A 15,444-nucleotide genomic window follows, 5' to 3' on the forward strand; every position below is an offset into this window, starting at 1 on the left:
AAGAGCTGCCGGCGAATGCCGGCAGCTCTTTTTTTGCCTAGTTTTATTGTGCAGCAGCGGTGATTTAAGGCTTATACCTCGAGTTCAAGGCCGAACTCCTCTTTTAGGACTTTGACCTTTTCTTCCGGAGACAGGCTGCGCTTCTTTTTGCCGCCGTCTTCAGTGCGGATTAGGACATCTCCTGAAAGGGTGATGCGTCCATCTTCCGTCGCACGAGTCGCAAGGTCGTCGTGGGTAAATGTCGATTCGCTCGAGACCTGATTAAAGACGCAGCCTTCATGGAAGTCGGCAAGTTTCTTTTCATCGGTATTGAATCGGTATAAGATGCGCTCATCGCCCTCATCGCCGTTTTCTTGGCGAATCAATTGATAAAACCCATCTTCCAATTCCTCGATTCGGTAAGTTCCGCTATGGTCGGCGTGCCGTTCCCCGCCAAGAGGAATCGGGCTGACCGTTGAATCGCCGAATCCCACGTCAATCAAATATGGCGTGTCCAATTCAACCAGAATGGCGGCATGGGTGTCTTTTTTAGCGGCGGTGCCATCGGGTTTCAAAACAGTAGCCGAAATGAGTTTGGCATCAAATCCCAAATCTTGTAGCAGCCAATGGAACAAGCCGTTCAATTCATAACAGTAGCCGCCTCGCTTATGGTTGACGATTTTATCGAAAATCGTCTCCAGGTTCAGGTAAATCGGTTTTTTGCGGATCACGTCCAAGTTCTCGAAAGGCACGTGCTGCATATGCAGCGACTGGAGCTTGGCCAAATCCTGCAAATAAAGTTCTTCTACTGGGAATGCATGAAATCTTTTCAAGTATGCAGTGGAATCCATCACATGAATCTTTCCTTTCAGCGGCAGCTTTTGATAAAGTTGCCTTCAGTTATTTTAAGGGATAGAACTTTATGGATACGTCAGCGGATAACGCCATGGGGCAGAATAGCATGTACGCCTTTTACGCCATTGACGACTTGGGTGATACGCAGATCTACTGCGACACTGGCCAAAGCGGTCGCTTCGGTTTTAGAGATTGCATAAAATTCCTGCATCAATTCCACAATGCCATTTAAAGCGGTGGCTGCCGCTTCGTTCAAATCTTCATCAAAGCCGAAAGCAATCCAGCCCGCTGGTGTATTTGCACGCGGCATCTCCAACGTCCAATCTTCGTGGAGGATCAGCGTCACGTCAACGAAATCCATTGGGCATTCAATGGCAGTGCCCGAACTTTCGCCATCGCCTTGCAGTGCATGTCCATCGCCTAAGGAAAACATGGCGCCGTCTACTTCAATCGGCAGAAACAGGCTGCTGCCGCGCACCAGCTCTTTGCAATCGATATTGCCGCCGACAGAACGGGGCGGTTTGGTACTGAATATGCCATCTTCTGAAGGCGCATTGCCCATCAGCCCGAGAAAAGGCGAGAGACCGACACGGAATTCTTTCTCGCCGATGACGCAGCTGCCAGTCATTTGCCGGGCGTTCAGTTTCCAGTCCAGCTGCACTCTCTCAGAATCCAGCAATTGAAGTTTTTCGTTTTGCCAGCTGGGGAGCTTGCCGGCCCAATTTGTGCCATACCAGCCTGGCTGCAAGTCATTTGTCCGGATCTCGAGCACCATTCCCGGTTTGGCACCCTCGATTTTGATCGGACCGATCATCGGATGCAAGGGCTGGTCTTCTTGTTCACGGGAAGACAGCAATTGTTTTGGCTGATCAGGGGAGGGCGAATACCCCCATTTGATATCCGGTGTCGAAACTTGTATCGTGTCGCCAGATTGGACGGTTAAAATCGGGCTGTAATGTTTGCTGAATGAAGAATGCAAATTCTTGTTTTCCAACGGAATGATATGGATCACATAAAAGCTCCTTTCGGCTTTCTGATTTGATTGATGAGGAGTATATACTAAATACTGGCATGCTATACGGTTTATTGTATACCCATAAAAAGAAGAAATTAAGTTTTTGCTTGTGCTGTTTTTTATTTTTCCGCTTAAAGACCGAAACTTGGGGGTATAAAAAACTAACCGGAAAAATTAAAATCGATTATAGGATTGAAAAGTGGGGGAATTATTTATGGACACAATGAACAGAGGAATCATTACATCATTATCAGCAATTGGGATAGCCCAAGCATTGAAAATCGTAACGCATAAAAAATTATCAGGCCGTTGGGACTTGAAACAGGCGTTTACAACAGGCGGCATGCCAAGTTCGCATTCGGCCGGCGTTTCTGCGCTTGCTTCCTATGTGGCTGCAAATAAAGGGACGGGCCATACGGAAACAGCCTTAGCCGTCATATTCGGCACCATCGTCATGTATGATGCCCAAGGGATCCGCCGCCATACCGGTGAGATTGCACGGCTTGTCAACGACCTGGAAGACAGCTTTGTTACATTGAGCGGAGATTTTCCGAGCCTTGAATTTGAAAAGCGCGACAGCGAGCTGAAAGAGCTTTTGGGCCACCAGCCGATCGAAGTGTTGGGCGGCGCATTATTCGGCACAATGGTCGGCTTGCTGTCAGCGAAAATCGAAAATGACGAACGCCGTCAAAAGAGGCGGGCACGCAAGAAGTCCGGGGCCCGCTACGAACTTGCTGAAAGAAAACGCCGTTCTTAAAACAATACCAAAAAACGCGTCCCGTATCATAAGGGGACGCGTTTTTTGATTTTATTCCAAGTAAGAACAAGGCTATAAAGGCAGCCTGAATTTATGCATTTTGCCAAGGAGCGCATACAAGCCTGCCAGCATAAGGATCATCCCTAAGGTCAAGTACCAAGGCATTTCTGAAATGGCCTCGCCGAATGCTGTGTAGATAATTGCAGGCAAAATGACTCCGAGAAGGGAAAAATACATGTATTCCTTGAAATTTTTCGTCATTTCCATCAAGTATAACGACAACAGGTGGAAATGGACAAAGGGCATTATCCGCAGAATCATTACTTGGCCTACGGAAATGGTTCTGCCAGGCAGCACTTTGTTTTTCAAGGAACGAATCTTCTGTTCGAATTTCGGGAATTTGCGAATAAAAAGATAAAAAAAGTAGTTCATCAATGCTAAGCCGATAAAGTTATAAATAGAGCCTTGCACAAAGCCGAAAAGGACGCCGCCAGCTATGCATACGACAATTACCGGCAAAAATAACAGAGGCCGAAGCAAATGGAGCAAGATGAAAAGAGGCGGCGCAAGCCAACCCATTTCGGTGATAGTGGATTCCAGATCCAGCAGGAAATTTTCCATAAAGCGTGCTCCAGTCTTTTTGTGTTTATCAACAAAGTGTTTATTGCAGAGAGAATTTTTAACATCCATTTAATGCTCCTTACCAAATGTTACGCCAAGTATGGGAGAAAGTAAAAAAAGCGGCTTGCATAACGAAGCGGAATAATCGTAGAAATCTCTTCATTATGTTAAAATAAGGATATCGAACAAAGAAGGGAAGTGTGCGTATGATAAAGAGCCGACGCTTTTATCCTCTCCGAAATGGAGCCGCATCGTCTTCCGGAGGGACGAAAAAAGGCTTGCGCCTTAAGCATATTGTAATCTTGGGGGATTCGGTTGCCTATGGCTATGGCACGAGAGGCGGGATTGCCACATATTTGAAAGAAACATTTCCGGACAGCAATGTGATCAATCTCGGCATCAATGGCCTGACGAGCAACGGACTGATTGACCGGCTCAGTTCCAGCAGATGGAACCACCATATCAGCAAGGCGGATTTGGTGCTGTTGAACATCGGCGGCAACGACTTGCTTCGCGGCTTCCACGGAGCAGGGGCAAAAGGACTGATCCGCCAATTTGCGGGCATCCGGCGGACATACCGCAATAATCTTTTGGCCATTTACCGCCACATCCGTGAATTGAATCGTGAAGCGCTTATCGTCCAAAACGATTTGTACAATTCAATGAAAAAAGAAGTGCAGTATTTCGGTTTCACTGGCATCATGCTGCGTGTGTGGAATAAGGCAATCGGCGAAGAAGGCATCATTATTTCCCGAACCCAACCGATGGGCAAGAACACCGCCATCTGGCTGGATGATATCCATCCGAATGATGAAGGCTATAAAATCATGCACGAACTTTTGCTGAAAACATTGGCTGCCACCGGCTACGATATCCATGAGCTCGATGAATTGCAGCAGTCAAATTAAAAGAAAATTTCCCTGCCAGCCGCCAACTTCCATGGGCGGCTGTTTTTTTTCGTGCGAATAAAAAGAATATTGACTATTTTAAATTATAGTAATAACATAATAAAATGTTTGCAGATAAAATTACGATGGCATGACTGGGCAAATGGCCAGAGTCCATACAAGAGCGAATTTACTTTTAGGCATGGCGTTTTGTAAGCGATTACGGCTTCTCAGACTCATCGAAGTTCTATTCTGAAACCAATAAGATAAGGGGTGACAAAATGATCACGTTTTTAGCATCGATTGTTATTTTGGTCGCGGCGTATTTCACTTACGGCAAATACATAGAAAAATTATTCGGACCAGCTGAGTCGAGAAAAACACCGGCCTACGCTAACCGCGACGGCATCGATTTCGTGCCAATGAACAAACACAAGAATGCCATGATCCAATTACTGAATATCGCCGGAACAGGACCGATTTTCGGTCCTATCATGGGTGCATTGTACGGCCCAGTCGCGTTTTTATGGATTGTCCTCGGTTCCATTTTTGCCGGTGCCGTGCATGACTATTTGACGGGCATGATTTCGATTCGCAATAAAGGGGCGCATATACCAGAACTTGCGGGCAAATTTTTGGGGCAAGCTTCCAAACATGTTGTTAACTTTTTCGCTTTATTGCTGCTGTTATTGGTCGGTACCGTCTTCGTTACGACGCCGGCATCGCTATTGTCCATTTTAATGGACGGCAAAGTAGCGGTCGGCGTGCTGATCGGAGTGATCTTCGTTTATTATTTCCTGTCGACAGTATTGCCGATCGACAAAATTATCGGCCGCCTGTATCCGTATTTCGGAGCCATTCTTTTGCTCGGGACGTTCGGCGTCGGCATCGGCTTGTTGTTCTCGGATTACAAAATCCCTGAATTGTCATTGACGAATATGCATCCGGGGAACTTGCCGATTTTCCCGATTTTGTTCTTCACGATTACTTGCGGGGCGCTGTCCGGTTTCCACGCAACACAATCGCCGATCATTTCCCGCACAACGCAAAACGAATCACAAGGCCGTTACATTTTCTACGGCATGATGATTGCTGAAGCGATCATTGCGATGATCTGGGCAGCTGCCGCTATGAGTATTTTCGATGGCCAAAGTTTGAGCGGCCTCATTTCTTCAGGAACGCCTTCGGCAGTCGTCAACGAAGTTTCCATGACATTGCTCGGAGCGGTCGGGGGGACGATTGCTGTTCTAGGAGCAATCGTACTGCCAATCACTTCGGGAGATACCGCTTTCCGCGCTGCGCGTTCAATCATTGCGGATTATATCAAATTGGATCAGCAGAAAATCATGAAACGCTTAATCATTGCCGTGCCGCTTTTCGCAATCTCGCTGATTCTGACGCAAATCGATTTCAATTTGCTGTGGCGTTATTTCTCATGGGCGAACCAAGCAACCGCATCAATCGCATTGTGGATTGCGACGATGTACTTGTACATTCAAGGTAAAAACTACCTGGTGTCGATGGCCCCTGCCGTCTTTATCACGTACATGGTATTTGTCTATATCCTGAATCAGAAAATCGGGTTTAACCTTGATTTGAATGTTTCCTACATCATAGGAATATTCCTGACAGCAGCCATTATCGGAATGTTTTACGCGAAAGCGCGCCAGAATCGCGTTAACGATGTTAAAACTTCTGTGGTTGTGGAATAAGCAAAAAGCGGACTCAGCTGAGTCCGCTTTTTAATTTGGGCAGAAATTGTGCAATTGGCTGTCAATGCGTGTCCAGTTCAAGCATGATCCGGTCAATGTGCTGCTCCATCAACTTTTTTGCGCGCTGCGGGTCTTGTTGGGCAATAGCTGCATAGATTTCGTAATGTTCAGCGTAAGTATCAGCGTGACGGCTGGCATCTGTGAATCGATGGCGCCGCGTTGCACGAATAGTATCTTCGAGTCTATTGGCAAGCGTCTCCACCATTTCAATCAGCAAAGGATTCCGCGAGGCCCGGACGATCTGCATATGGAAATCCACGTCAGCTTGAACGCCGGACTCTTCATCGTTAAAAGAATCATGCATGTGCGCCAGCGCACGGCGCATGCCTTGAAGGTTTTCTTCGCCCGCGCGCTGGGCTGCCAGTGATGCTGATTCGACTTCCAGCGCACGGCGCAATTCAAGCATTTCATGCACCAGATGGCTTTCGGTTTTTTCAATCAGCGAGCCCAGCTGCCTGCCCAGCATCGCCACTTCAGGCGTTTTGATGTAGCTACCTCCGCCATGCCGGATTTCCACTGAACCTGCCATCTGCAAAGCTTTTAGCGCTTCTCTGACCGATGTGCGGCTAACGCCGAACCGGCTCGACAATTCCCGTTCTGAAGGGAGGCGGTCTCCCGGTGCCATGTTCTCTTCGATAAAGAAAAGTTCTATTTTTTCAACGATCAGTTCATAAGTTTTCCTTTTTGGTGCGTTCATTAGAACCTCTCCTTAAACGCTTTTACTGATTAAACCTTAACAATGGTTGACAGAATAATCAATGTCAGAAAATTTGTATTGAATTTTTCAGACAATTATGTATAATGAACTCTATTGGTTGGACCAATTTTGCATAAGCGCTTTCATCCATAATTATGTACACGTAAGGAGCGGAACAGCATGGCGAATATTCAAGAGGCGTTAACGGCATTAACAGCTTTTCTGACAAGCGAACAGGTGACGGTCAACGAAACTGTCCGGGAACTTCACGGCAGAGATGAATCTTACCACGGCCAGCAATTGCCGGACGTCGTTGTTTTTCCGGAAACGGCAGAGCAAGTCAGCCGTATTATGAAAGTTTCAAAGCAATTTCAAGTACCTGTCATCCCATTCGGTTTGGGATCGAGTTTGGAAGGACATGTCATCCCGGTTACCGGGGGCATCACGATCGATTTCTCGCTCATGGACAAAGTATTGGCAGTCTATGAAAAGGATTTTCTGGTGAAAGTACAGCCAGGGGTCACCCGCACGCAATTGAATAAGGAACTGAAGAAATATGGCTTGTTCTTCTCGGTCGACCCCGGAGCGGATGCGACGCTTGGCGGCATGGTGGCGACGAATGCGAGCGGCACTACTTCAGTCAAATACGGAGTCATGCGCGACCAGGTAAGGGATCTGGAAGTCGTGCTGGCGGATGGCACCATCATCCACACCGGCAGCATGGCAGCGAAATCGTCTTCAGGCCTCCATCTGAACGGATTGTTTACCGGTTCTGAAGGGACACTCGGCTGCTTTACAGAGATGACGCTGCGGGTTTATGGCATTCCGGAGCATGTCACGGCGGCGCGTGCCTCGTTCCCGACGGTCAATGACGCAGTGGAAGCGGTTGTCTCGATCTTGCAGGCAGGCATTCCAGTGGCGCGCGTTGAATTGGTTGACGAAGAATCGATCCGCCAAGCGAATAAATTCAGCGATACCGCATATCCAGAAAAACCGGCATTGTTTTTGGAATTTCACGGAAATGAAGCCGGTTTGAAACAAGATGTCGAGTTCATGGAAGAAATCGTCCACGGGCATGGCTGTGAAGAAATCGAATTCGAGACTGACAACGCGGCTCGCAACCGTTTATGGGAAGCACGCCATAATCTGGCATACGCTTATATCCATGGCTACCCCGGTAAAAAGATGATGGTGACCGATGTCTGCCTGCCGATTTCAGCACTCGCTGGCGCTGTACGCCATGCGCGCGAAAACCTGAATACACTCGGCTTGACCGGCGGAATCGTGGGACATGTCGGAGACGGCAATTTTCATACCTTGCTGATGATGGACATGAATGATGCTGTGGAAGTGGCGAAAGCGCAGGAATTCAATGAACGCATCGTCCTTTACGCACTTGAGCGCGGCGGTACGTGCACAGGTGAACACGGCGTCGGCATCGGCAAGCAGAAATACCAGCTCCAAGAGCACGGTGCAGCCCTGCAAGTCATGGAAAAAATCAAACAAGCATTGGATCCGGACAATCTATTGAATCCGTATAAAAATGTGAAACCAGAAACGAAGGGGGCAGTTCTATGAAAATGCTGGAAACGATCAGCGCATTTGCAGGTAAATATTTTGCCGTTTGGGTCATTTTAATCGCAGTCATCGCTTTTTTGGTGCCTGAACCGTTTCTCGGCTTCGGCGCATACATCGCCATCTTGCTCGGAGTGGTCATGTTCGGTATGGGACTGACATTAAAGCCTGTCGATTTTAAAATCGTCTTGACGAATCCAATTCCGGTATTGATCGGTGTAGCCGCTCAATTTGTCGTGATGCCATTGGCCGCTTTTGCCATTGCATACTTGTTGCAGCTGCCTCCTGAACTTGCTGCAGGGCTTGTCTTGCTTGGCTGTGTGCCAGGCGGGACCGCTTCGAACGTCATGGTGTATCTGGCGAAAGGGAATTTGGCGCTATCGGTTGCGATGACATCGCTTTCGACGTTGATGGCTCCGATCATGACGCCATTATTGCTCTTGCTATTGGCGGGGCAATGGCTGCCGGTTGATCCGGTTTCTATGTTCATGTCCATCATCCAGGTGATCATCATCCCGATTGCATTAGGCTTGCTTGTCCAACGTTTCTTCCCGGTTATCGTCGGCAAAAGCATCGCGATTGTCCCGCTCATCTCGGTTGCGGCGATTTTGATCATCGTTTCAGCAGTTACTGCGGCTAACGCTGCTAACGTCATTAGCGCAGGATTCGTGGTGTTCCTGGCGGTGTTCCTGCATAACGGTGTCGGCTTGCTGTTAGGGTATGCCATTGCCACTGCCATGGGGCTCAGCGAGAATGACCGCCGGGCAATCTCACTTGAAGTCGGCATGCAGAACTCCGGTTTGGGTGTCGCGCTTGCGACAGCGCATTTCAGCCCGCTTGCTGCACTTCCAAGCGTTTGGGGCGCAATCTGGCATAATATCTCCGGTCCGATCCTGGCGACGATCTGGTCCAAAAAGCCGGCCGGAACTGAAACAGCAAAACAGCGGAAACGCAATCTTCAAGCAGCACCTGCCGAATTGAAAAGCGGCAAATAACGATTTATTTCCTCCCGTTGCTGACGGGAGGTTTTTCTTTGGCCGGATAAAAGAGCAATTTTGTGGTGATAGCTATATAATTGAAAGGCGATCATAAGTGAAATAGCGCAACGAGAAGGACGGGAACCCATATTGACTCTACCCACATTAGACAACGAATTCATTTACACATATGCCTATACGCCTGATGAAGAAGCCTTGTGTTTTTTGGAAATGCGTGCCTTGTTCGGGGAAGATACAAGCCGTAAAATAGTGAAAAGCCAGCGAAGCCTCGACCCAAGCCGAAGCCCATTCATTAAAGAACGCATCGAAGTGCTGTATGAAGATGACCAATTGGACGGGCTCATCGAGCAGCTCAAAGCCATCCACATGGGCCAGCAGCGCTTTAAAGTGCTTTTTGTAAAAATCAACGGGCTGTCCGGAACTGCTAAAGTCGAGTACCAGGAAAAGCGCTCGATAGAACACCGGATCGGCCAAGCGATCGAAGGCACAGCAGATATGCACGAACCCGATGTCATTTTCGGGCTGATGCCGCTTGGCGGCCGCTGGTATTTCGGCTATTACACAGCAGCTGAAGCCATTTGGTTCAAGCATTTGAAAAAGCCCCGGCAGTATTCAACTGCTCTCAGCACCAAAGTGGCACGCGCCGTGGCGAATATCGCCGTACCCAAAATATCCGGCGTCCGTGCAATCGATCCTTGCTGCGGAATTGGCACAGTTTTGGTTGAAGGCTTGTCGATGGGCATGGACATCGTCGGCAGAGACCTGAACCCGCTTGTTGTGGATGGCTCGATTGAAAACATCGCCCATTTTGGCTTGAGCGGGGAAGTGGGCCATGGTCCGATTTCGGATGTTTCCAGCCACTATGATGTTGCAATCATCGATATGCCATACAACCTCTTCACCAGTACGTCTTCTGCTGACCAACTGTCGATTTTAACGCATGCTGCTGATTTTGCCGATAAAATGGTCTTGGTCACGATGGACAATCTTGACCCGATGATCGACGCTGCAGGCTTCGATATTATCGACCGCTGCATCGCTAAGAAAGCAGGCTTCACCCGTGAAATCGTCGTATGCCTCAAAAGGCCGGCTCGATAAAAAGACGATGTGCGCCAATCCATGGCACACATCGTCTTTTTCTGTTTTTAAGAAGATTTCGGTTCGAGCATTAAGGCGATGTAACTGATATCTTCATCGAAATTCCAGTCAATGAAGATTTCCGAAACAGCTCTGTTTAAAACCGATTCGATTTGGACTTCTTGCATGACCTGCCGTTCCAACGGCCGTTTCGTCACTTTCAGTTCTTCAACAAAGCCGTTGCGGATCAGTTCCTTTTCGATGCGTACCAGAATCCCGGTACGCTTCACCAGGATGGTGCGGTCATTCAGCCAAAACGATTCTGTCTTTTCCGGAATCTTCTCCGCTTTCAAGCTGGCAAGATCGACTTTTTCCTCGAATTCTTTTTGATCGATGTCATCGGGCCATTCGAACACCTCTGAAGGCTCCTCGTCAAGGATGGCAATAATCATGCCGGTTTTTTTCTCCAAATCCCAATCCGCGTAGATATCTTTGATATCCAAATCGGCGATTTTCAGGAATTGCAATTTGATTTCCTGCCGCAGATCATTCATCATCAAACTCCGTGTTTCCAAAATTCGCTTCGACTCATTCTGCTTCATGAGAATCGCTTCCATCGGGGCCATGAATCCCCGGAAATGGACGGTGATATAAGGACGTTTCACGCTCACATAAACTGACGTCGGGCCTTTGCCGAAGTTCGTACGCAGCAATGTGGATATATAACTGCTGATTTCTGCGTGCAGTGTTTTTTCCTCTGGCATCATTATGTCCTCCTGACATTAATGGGTCTTCTAAATGAAATTCACTCGCTATCATTATAACGTAAACAAGGCTGAGAAAGAAATCAGCACGTTAATTTGGGCATTGCGGCGCACGAGGAATTAACCGGCTTTGAAAATGAATGGAATATCACATGTCTTTATTTGTAATTTTTCTGTTCAATTCCCAAAATTTAGTGTTAAAATAAATGGAATTGCTCAAACTATTAAATAATTAAAAGAGCGTTTAGTGATGGAATGAAAATAGGCGTACACGGGTGCGGAATGGGAATTGTACAGAAGCGGGAGCTTGAAAATCAAATGCATGCTGATTCTCAAGAGCAGCTTGTATCTGATTGATCCTGGCGAAGGCATTGCTGCAAAAAACATATGAAAAAAAAGAGCGGCTCGCCTGCCGCTCTTTTGCTTACTTTCGGCGCCATCCTTGAAATTCCGCCGCTTTGAAATTATAAAGGGGTTTTAAGATCGACTGGATCTCGATTGTGTCCTGTGTGTTATGGATGATTTCCTGCATTGTTTTATAAGCGAATGGCGACTCATCGATTGTATCCTGGTTCACACTCGTGGTGTAGACGCCTTTCATCGTATTGGTGAAATCACCCAATTGAAGAACTTGTTTGGCTTTCGTTCTCGAAAGGATACGGCCTGCACCGTGCGGTCCGGACTGATTCCAATCGTCGTTGCCTTTGCCTTTAGCGAGCAGTGAACCGTCCCGCATATTGATTGGAATCAAGACCATTTCATCTTTTCTGGCGGATATGGCGCCTTTGCGCAAAATCATGTGCTCCAAATCAATGTAATTATGGACCGTGTCGATCCGGCCGATCTCTTTGAAATTCATCTCTTCCAGCAAGACCTGTACCATCGTGGCACGGTTCCATTTAGCATATTCCTGGGCAATCTTTAAATCGTTGAAGTAATTCTCCATCAGCGCGCCCTGCAAATATGCGAGGTCTTTCGGAACGTCTGGCAGGGTGGATTTATAGGACTTGATAGCAGTATGGATTTCTTTATGTCGCCCTTCACGCTTCAATTGCGCAATCAATCCATCCAAGCCTTCTTTATCCGTGCTTAGGCTTTCGACAGCTTTCTTTTGGTGGTAATTCGCGACTTTTGCTCCCAAGTGGCGGCTTCCCGAGTGGATGACCAAGAACGTTCTGCCATCTTCCGCCTCGTTCATTTCGATAAAATGATTGCCGCCGCCGAGCGTGCCAAGGGAATGGACTGCAGTTTCTTCTGAAAACGGAGCCAGCACTTTTTCCAGCTCGATATGGCCGATAAACGGGTGGGCGGAAGAGCGGATGGATTGGCCGGAAGGCACCGATGCCCGGATGGTGCCATCGAGCTTTGCAAAATCAATGTCCTGTTTTTGTACTTCGACGCACAGCATGCCGCAGCCGATGTCGACGCCGACAAGATTCGGAATAACCCGCTCCGTCACTTTCATCGTTGTGCCAATGACCGCACCTACGCCGGCATGGCAGTCCGGCATGATCCGGACATTTGCGTTATGTGTCACTTCTTCGTTCAAAAAACCTTCAATCTGCGCGACTGTCATGTCATCGATATTTTGGGTAAAAACTTTTGCATCGCTGTATTTTCCTTTAATGATCTTCATGATTCCCAACCTTTCTTACTGTATTATTTATTTCTACAAAATTTTGCAAACTCCTTTTCAGCAAACATAAAAGGCTTAAACTGCAGTCGGGTGACTGAAGAATGACTTGTAAGGTGTATGAAAACTGTATTTAAAAATTATATTAAATAAATGGAGGTACTTATGGCATCATTCATTTTTGACATGGACGGAACACTTTTTCAAACCGATAAAATCTTGGAACAGTCGCTGGCAGATGTGTTTGACCGATTAAGATCATTGAATAGATGGGATTCCGAAACGCCGATTGAACAATACCGGGCAATAATGGGAGTCCCGCTGCCGAAGGTATGGGAAACGCTGCTGCCGGAACACTCGGATAGCATACGCCATCAAGCAAACGAGTTTTTTCACGAACGGTTGATTGAAAATATCGAAGAAGGGAACGGCGCTTTATACCCGAATGTGGAAGAGCTGTTCGCACATTTGAAGAGTCAAGGGCATCCCATTTACATAGCCAGCAATGGCCAGTCGGCATACCTAGCGGCAATCGTGAAATTTTACGTCTTGGATCAATGGGTAACGGAAACCTTCAGCATTCAGCAGATCACTTCAATGGATAAAGGGGATTTGGTCAAATCGATCATTGGAAAATATGGCATCGATAGCGGAGCGGTCATTGGCGACCGCCTGTCTGATATCGATGCAGCAAAAGCCAATGGATTAACAGCGATTGGCTGCCGGTTTGATTTTGCACAGGAAGAAGAATTGGCGCAAGCGGATTTTGTTATAGAGGATTTACTGGAGCTGAAGCAATTGATGTCTAAAGTGCATTTGGAAATTTGAGTTAATGCCTATTTACATAAAATCAAACTGCACAGAAGGAGTGGTCTAAAAGTGAGAGTTTTACGGGAAACGGCATTTTTCACATTGCAAGAAATGGCTGATGGGATGTTTGCGGCAATTGCAAAACCTGGAAGCGGAGCTTGGAGCAATGCCGGGTTTGTCGATCTCGGAACCGAACTATTGGTGTTTGATGCGTTCAATACGCCTTCTGCGTCTCGGAAACTTAAAAATCAAGCAGAAAAACTGACAGGGAAAAAAGTGGCTTACCTTGTCAACAGCCATTTTCATGGCGATCACGTATTCGGCAATCAAACTTTTAAAGAACAAGTGATCATCTCCACGGCAACTACAAAAGAATGGATCAGTGAAAAGAATGCCATCGGCGACAGGGATAAAGAACAACAGGAAACTGAACACTATTTAAGAGAGCTGGCTCTCCAAATTTTAGTTGAGGAAAATCCTGCAATCAAAAGCAGCTTAACAAATCAGTTTAGAGAGATGTCAAAGCTATTGGAGGAACTGCCAAATTTGGAACTGGTTTTACCGTCGCTGACATTCGAAAAAACCTTGAAAATTCATGGCACTATGCGTGATGTGGAATTGCATTGTTGGGGCGGCGGCCATTCTGTAAGTGACGCTTTCCTTTACGTTCCACAGGAAAAAGCTGCCTTTATGGGGGATCTGATTACGGAAGATTTGCATTTGCCGATTTTTAACCCGGATGCATTTTTATCTATTCTTGAACGAGTAAAAACCATGGATATGCTGGCTATTTTGCCAGGGCACGGCGAAGTGGGGAACGGCCAACAGATTGATGCCATGATTGATTACTTATCCATGCTGATCGATGCTGGAAAAAGGGCGCATCTTTCCGCTTTTGCGTTGGAAGAATTCCTTGAGGGCTTCATTACGCCTGAAAAGTACAATAACTGGAAGGGAGTACAGGGGATCAAGCGTAACCTCACCACGGTTTACAATTTCTATGAATCCAACATTTGACGGCATTGAGTGAAAGCTCCGATTTTCGAAAGGAAAAGCGGCTGCCGCAACAGAATCTATAATAGATAAAACAGTGAGGAGGTACAATAATGCCAAGCATCGTCCACGAAATCTACATTGAAGCGCCTATCCGCATTTGTTTTGATCTCGCTCGTGATGTAGACATCCATATGGAAACGGCTTCCCGCACGAAAGAAAAGGCAATTGCGGGGGTACTGTCAGGAAGAATGGAAAAAGGCGACGAAGTAACTTGGGAAGCTGTCCACTTTGGGAGGAAGCAGCAACTGACAGCCAGAATAATCGACATGGAAAAACCGTATAGATTCAATGACGCCATGGTTAAAGGAGCGTTCCATTCTTTTATCCACACACACGAGTTTAGTGAAAGCGGCAGCGGTACGCTGATGAAGGACAAGTTTGTCTACAAGTCCCCGTTAGGCATTCTTGGGAAGCTGGCGGATAAATTGTTTTTAGCAGCATACATGGAACATTTTATTGTTGATCGGGCGGTTGCGCTAAAGAACAAGGCTGAGCAAATGGAAAATGAGTGGATGGAGGCTATGAAGAAATCGAACTTCCCAACAGGAAATGGAGGGATAGACATTGAACAGTCTATTGATCAAGCTTGAAGGGTTTACAGTGGGCGCATTGGAGACTTATTTGTATTTTTCAAACGGTCCAGCTGGGTATAGTTCGTTTTGCTATTGTTTGTGCCGGATGTTTCGATGGCTGCTTATGCCATCAGCCAAAAAGTGGATGCATACGTCTACAACGCCGCCCACACATACATTACGCTTTTATTGCTGGTCTTTTTAGGGCTTTTTCTTTCGGTTGACTGGCTATTGCTGGTGAGTTTTATCTAGCTGGTCCATATCGGTATAGACCGTATGCTGGGCTACGGACTGAAATACGAAACCGGCTTTAAAGGCACCCATACACAGCGGCTTTAAATGCAGGATATTTTTACAGCATTATTGCAAGATGCCT

The 15,444-nt window shown here is 47.0% G+C and carries 15 protein-coding genes and 1 pseudogene; 10 read left to right on the top strand and 6 right to left on the bottom strand.

Annotated elements, in window-relative coordinates; translation table 11 throughout:
- Positions 1–71 precede the first annotated feature (71 nt).
- Entirely contained in the window at positions 72–830 is a 759-nt protein-coding gene (locus EGV91_RS09180; protein WP_135502935.1) for an arylamine N-acetyltransferase family protein, read from the bottom strand.
- Positions 831–910: 80 nt separating this feature from the next.
- Complete coding sequence (locus EGV91_RS09185; protein ID WP_135502881.1) at positions 911–1,846, bottom strand: acetamidase/formamidase family protein; 936 nt, start codon at positions 1,844–1,846, stop codon at positions 911–913.
- 217 nt (positions 1,847–2,063) lie between these two features.
- Here EGV91_RS09185 and EGV91_RS09190 point away from each other — a divergent pair, with 217 nt between their 5' ends.
- Positions 2,064–2,606, top strand: a complete 543-nt coding sequence (locus tag EGV91_RS09190) for a divergent PAP2 family protein (RefSeq protein ID WP_135502883.1) — start codon at positions 2,064–2,066, stop codon at positions 2,604–2,606.
- Positions 2,607–2,678: 72 nt separating this feature from the next.
- Here the strand turns inward: EGV91_RS09190 and EGV91_RS09195 are convergent, their stop codons facing one another.
- On the bottom strand, positions 2,679–3,227 hold the full coding sequence (locus tag EGV91_RS09195; protein WP_135502885.1) for a TVP38/TMEM64 family protein: 549 nt from the start codon (positions 3,225–3,227) through the stop codon (positions 2,679–2,681).
- 206 nt (positions 3,228–3,433) lie between these two features.
- Between EGV91_RS09195 and EGV91_RS09200 the strand changes: the two genes are divergently transcribed.
- Entirely contained in the window at positions 3,434–4,135 is a 702-nt protein-coding gene (locus EGV91_RS09200; RefSeq protein ID WP_135502887.1) for an SGNH/GDSL hydrolase family protein, read from the top strand.
- Positions 4,136–4,395: 260 nt separating this feature from the next.
- Positions 4,396–5,826 carry a carbon starvation CstA family protein gene (locus tag EGV91_RS09205; protein ID WP_135502889.1) on the top strand — a complete coding sequence of 477 codons (1,431 nt, stop codon included), beginning with the start codon at positions 4,396–4,398 and terminating at the stop codon, positions 5,824–5,826.
- Positions 5,827–5,887: 61 nt separating this feature from the next.
- On the opposite strand, the gene EGV91_RS09210 is transcribed toward EGV91_RS09205, so the two are convergent.
- Positions 5,888–6,583: a FadR/GntR family transcriptional regulator gene (locus tag EGV91_RS09210; protein ID WP_135502891.1), complete on the bottom strand. Its 696-nt coding sequence runs from the start codon at positions 6,581–6,583 to the stop codon at positions 5,888–5,890.
- A 180-nt stretch (positions 6,584–6,763) separates the two neighbouring features.
- Between EGV91_RS09210 and EGV91_RS09215 the strand changes: the two genes are divergently transcribed.
- From EGV91_RS09215 to EGV91_RS09225, 3 genes are all read left to right on the top strand, one after another.
- Positions 6,764–8,161, top strand: coding sequence for an FAD-binding oxidoreductase (locus EGV91_RS09215; protein WP_135502893.1), 1,398 nt, complete (start codon positions 6,764–6,766; stop codon positions 8,159–8,161).
- Positions 8,158–9,153, top strand: a complete 996-nt coding sequence (locus tag EGV91_RS09220) for a bile acid:sodium symporter family protein (RefSeq protein ID WP_135502895.1) — start codon at positions 8,158–8,160, stop codon at positions 9,151–9,153. Before EGV91_RS09215 ends, EGV91_RS09220 begins: the two co-directional genes overlap by 4 nt.
- Before the next feature lie 132 nt (positions 9,154–9,285).
- Positions 9,286–10,254 (top strand): TRM11 family SAM-dependent methyltransferase, encoded by a 969-nt coding sequence (locus tag EGV91_RS09225; protein ID WP_241666154.1) that lies wholly within the window; start codon positions 9,286–9,288, stop codon positions 10,252–10,254.
- 47 nt (positions 10,255–10,301) lie between these two features.
- On the opposite strand, the gene EGV91_RS09230 is transcribed toward EGV91_RS09225, so the two are convergent.
- Both EGV91_RS09230 and EGV91_RS09235 read right to left on the bottom strand, forming a co-directional pair.
- Positions 10,302–11,000 (bottom strand): Na-translocating system protein MpsC family protein, encoded by a 699-nt coding sequence (locus tag EGV91_RS09230; protein WP_241666155.1) that lies wholly within the window; start codon positions 10,998–11,000, stop codon positions 10,302–10,304.
- 421 nt (positions 11,001–11,421) lie between these two features.
- Positions 11,422–12,633: an RtcB family protein gene (locus EGV91_RS09235; RefSeq protein ID WP_135502897.1), complete on the bottom strand. Its 1,212-nt coding sequence runs from the start codon at positions 12,631–12,633 to the stop codon at positions 11,422–11,424.
- A gap of 162 nt (positions 12,634–12,795) precedes the next feature.
- Here EGV91_RS09235 and EGV91_RS09240 point away from each other — a divergent pair, with 162 nt between their 5' ends.
- The 4 genes and pseudogenes from EGV91_RS09240 (at position 12,796) to EGV91_RS09255 (ending at position 15,407) form a co-directional block, all read left to right on the top strand.
- Positions 12,796–13,458 carry an HAD family hydrolase gene (locus EGV91_RS09240; protein WP_135502899.1) on the top strand — a complete coding sequence of 221 codons (663 nt, stop codon included), beginning with the start codon at positions 12,796–12,798 and terminating at the stop codon, positions 13,456–13,458.
- A gap of 93 nt (positions 13,459–13,551) precedes the next feature.
- On the top strand, positions 13,552–14,457 hold the full coding sequence (locus tag EGV91_RS09245) for an MBL fold metallo-hydrolase (RefSeq protein WP_241666160.1): 906 nt from the start codon (positions 13,552–13,554) through the stop codon (positions 14,455–14,457).
- 89 nt (positions 14,458–14,546) lie between these two features.
- Positions 14,547–15,086, top strand: a complete 540-nt coding sequence (locus EGV91_RS09250; protein ID WP_241666156.1) for an SRPBCC family protein — start codon at positions 14,547–14,549, stop codon at positions 15,084–15,086.
- A gap of 96 nt (positions 15,087–15,182) precedes the next feature.
- Positions 15,183–15,407 (top strand): annotated as a pseudogene (locus tag EGV91_RS09255) (DUF4260 family protein).
- Positions 15,408–15,444 lie beyond the last annotated feature (37 nt).

This window comes from Planococcus koreensis (genome assembly GCF_004761975.1).
GTDB classification, from domain to species: domain Bacteria; phylum Bacillota; class Bacilli; order Bacillales_A; family Planococcaceae; genus Planococcus; species Planococcus koreensis.

Excerpts from the sequence above, each read along its gene's own strand:
- EGV91_RS09215 (WP_135502893.1), top strand. The coding sequence starts at position 6,764 with ATGGCGAATATTCAAGAGGCGTTAACGGCATTAACAGCTTTTCTGACA.
- EGV91_RS09210 (WP_135502891.1), bottom strand. The coding sequence starts at position 6,583 with ATGAACGCACCAAAAAGGAAAACTTATGAACTGATCGTTGAAAAAATA.
- EGV91_RS09195 (WP_135502885.1), bottom strand. The coding sequence starts at position 3,227 with ATGGAAAATTTCCTGCTGGATCTGGAATCCACTATCACCGAAATGGGT.
- EGV91_RS09220 (WP_135502895.1), top strand. The coding sequence starts at position 8,158 with ATGAAAATGCTGGAAACGATCAGCGCATTTGCAGGTAAATATTTTGCC.
- EGV91_RS09200 (WP_135502887.1), top strand. The coding sequence starts at position 3,434 with ATGATAAAGAGCCGACGCTTTTATCCTCTCCGAAATGGAGCCGCATCG.
- EGV91_RS09230 (WP_241666155.1), bottom strand. The coding sequence starts at position 11,000 with ATGATGCCAGAGGAAAAAACACTGCACGCAGAAATCAGCAGTTATATA.
- EGV91_RS09240 (WP_135502899.1), top strand. The coding sequence starts at position 12,796 with ATGGCATCATTCATTTTTGACATGGACGGAACACTTTTTCAAACCGAT.
- EGV91_RS09245 (WP_241666160.1), top strand. The coding sequence starts at position 13,552 with ATGGCTGATGGGATGTTTGCGGCAATTGCAAAACCTGGAAGCGGAGCT.
- EGV91_RS09205 (WP_135502889.1), top strand. The coding sequence starts at position 4,396 with ATGATCACGTTTTTAGCATCGATTGTTATTTTGGTCGCGGCGTATTTC.
- EGV91_RS09250 (WP_241666156.1), top strand. The coding sequence starts at position 14,547 with ATGCCAAGCATCGTCCACGAAATCTACATTGAAGCGCCTATCCGCATT.
- EGV91_RS09180 (WP_135502935.1), bottom strand. The coding sequence starts at position 830 with ATGGATTCCACTGCATACTTGAAAAGATTTCATGCATTCCCAGTAGAA.
- EGV91_RS09190 (WP_135502883.1), top strand. The coding sequence starts at position 2,064 with ATGGACACAATGAACAGAGGAATCATTACATCATTATCAGCAATTGGG.
- EGV91_RS09235 (WP_135502897.1), bottom strand. The coding sequence starts at position 12,633 with ATGAAGATCATTAAAGGAAAATACAGCGATGCAAAAGTTTTTACCCAA.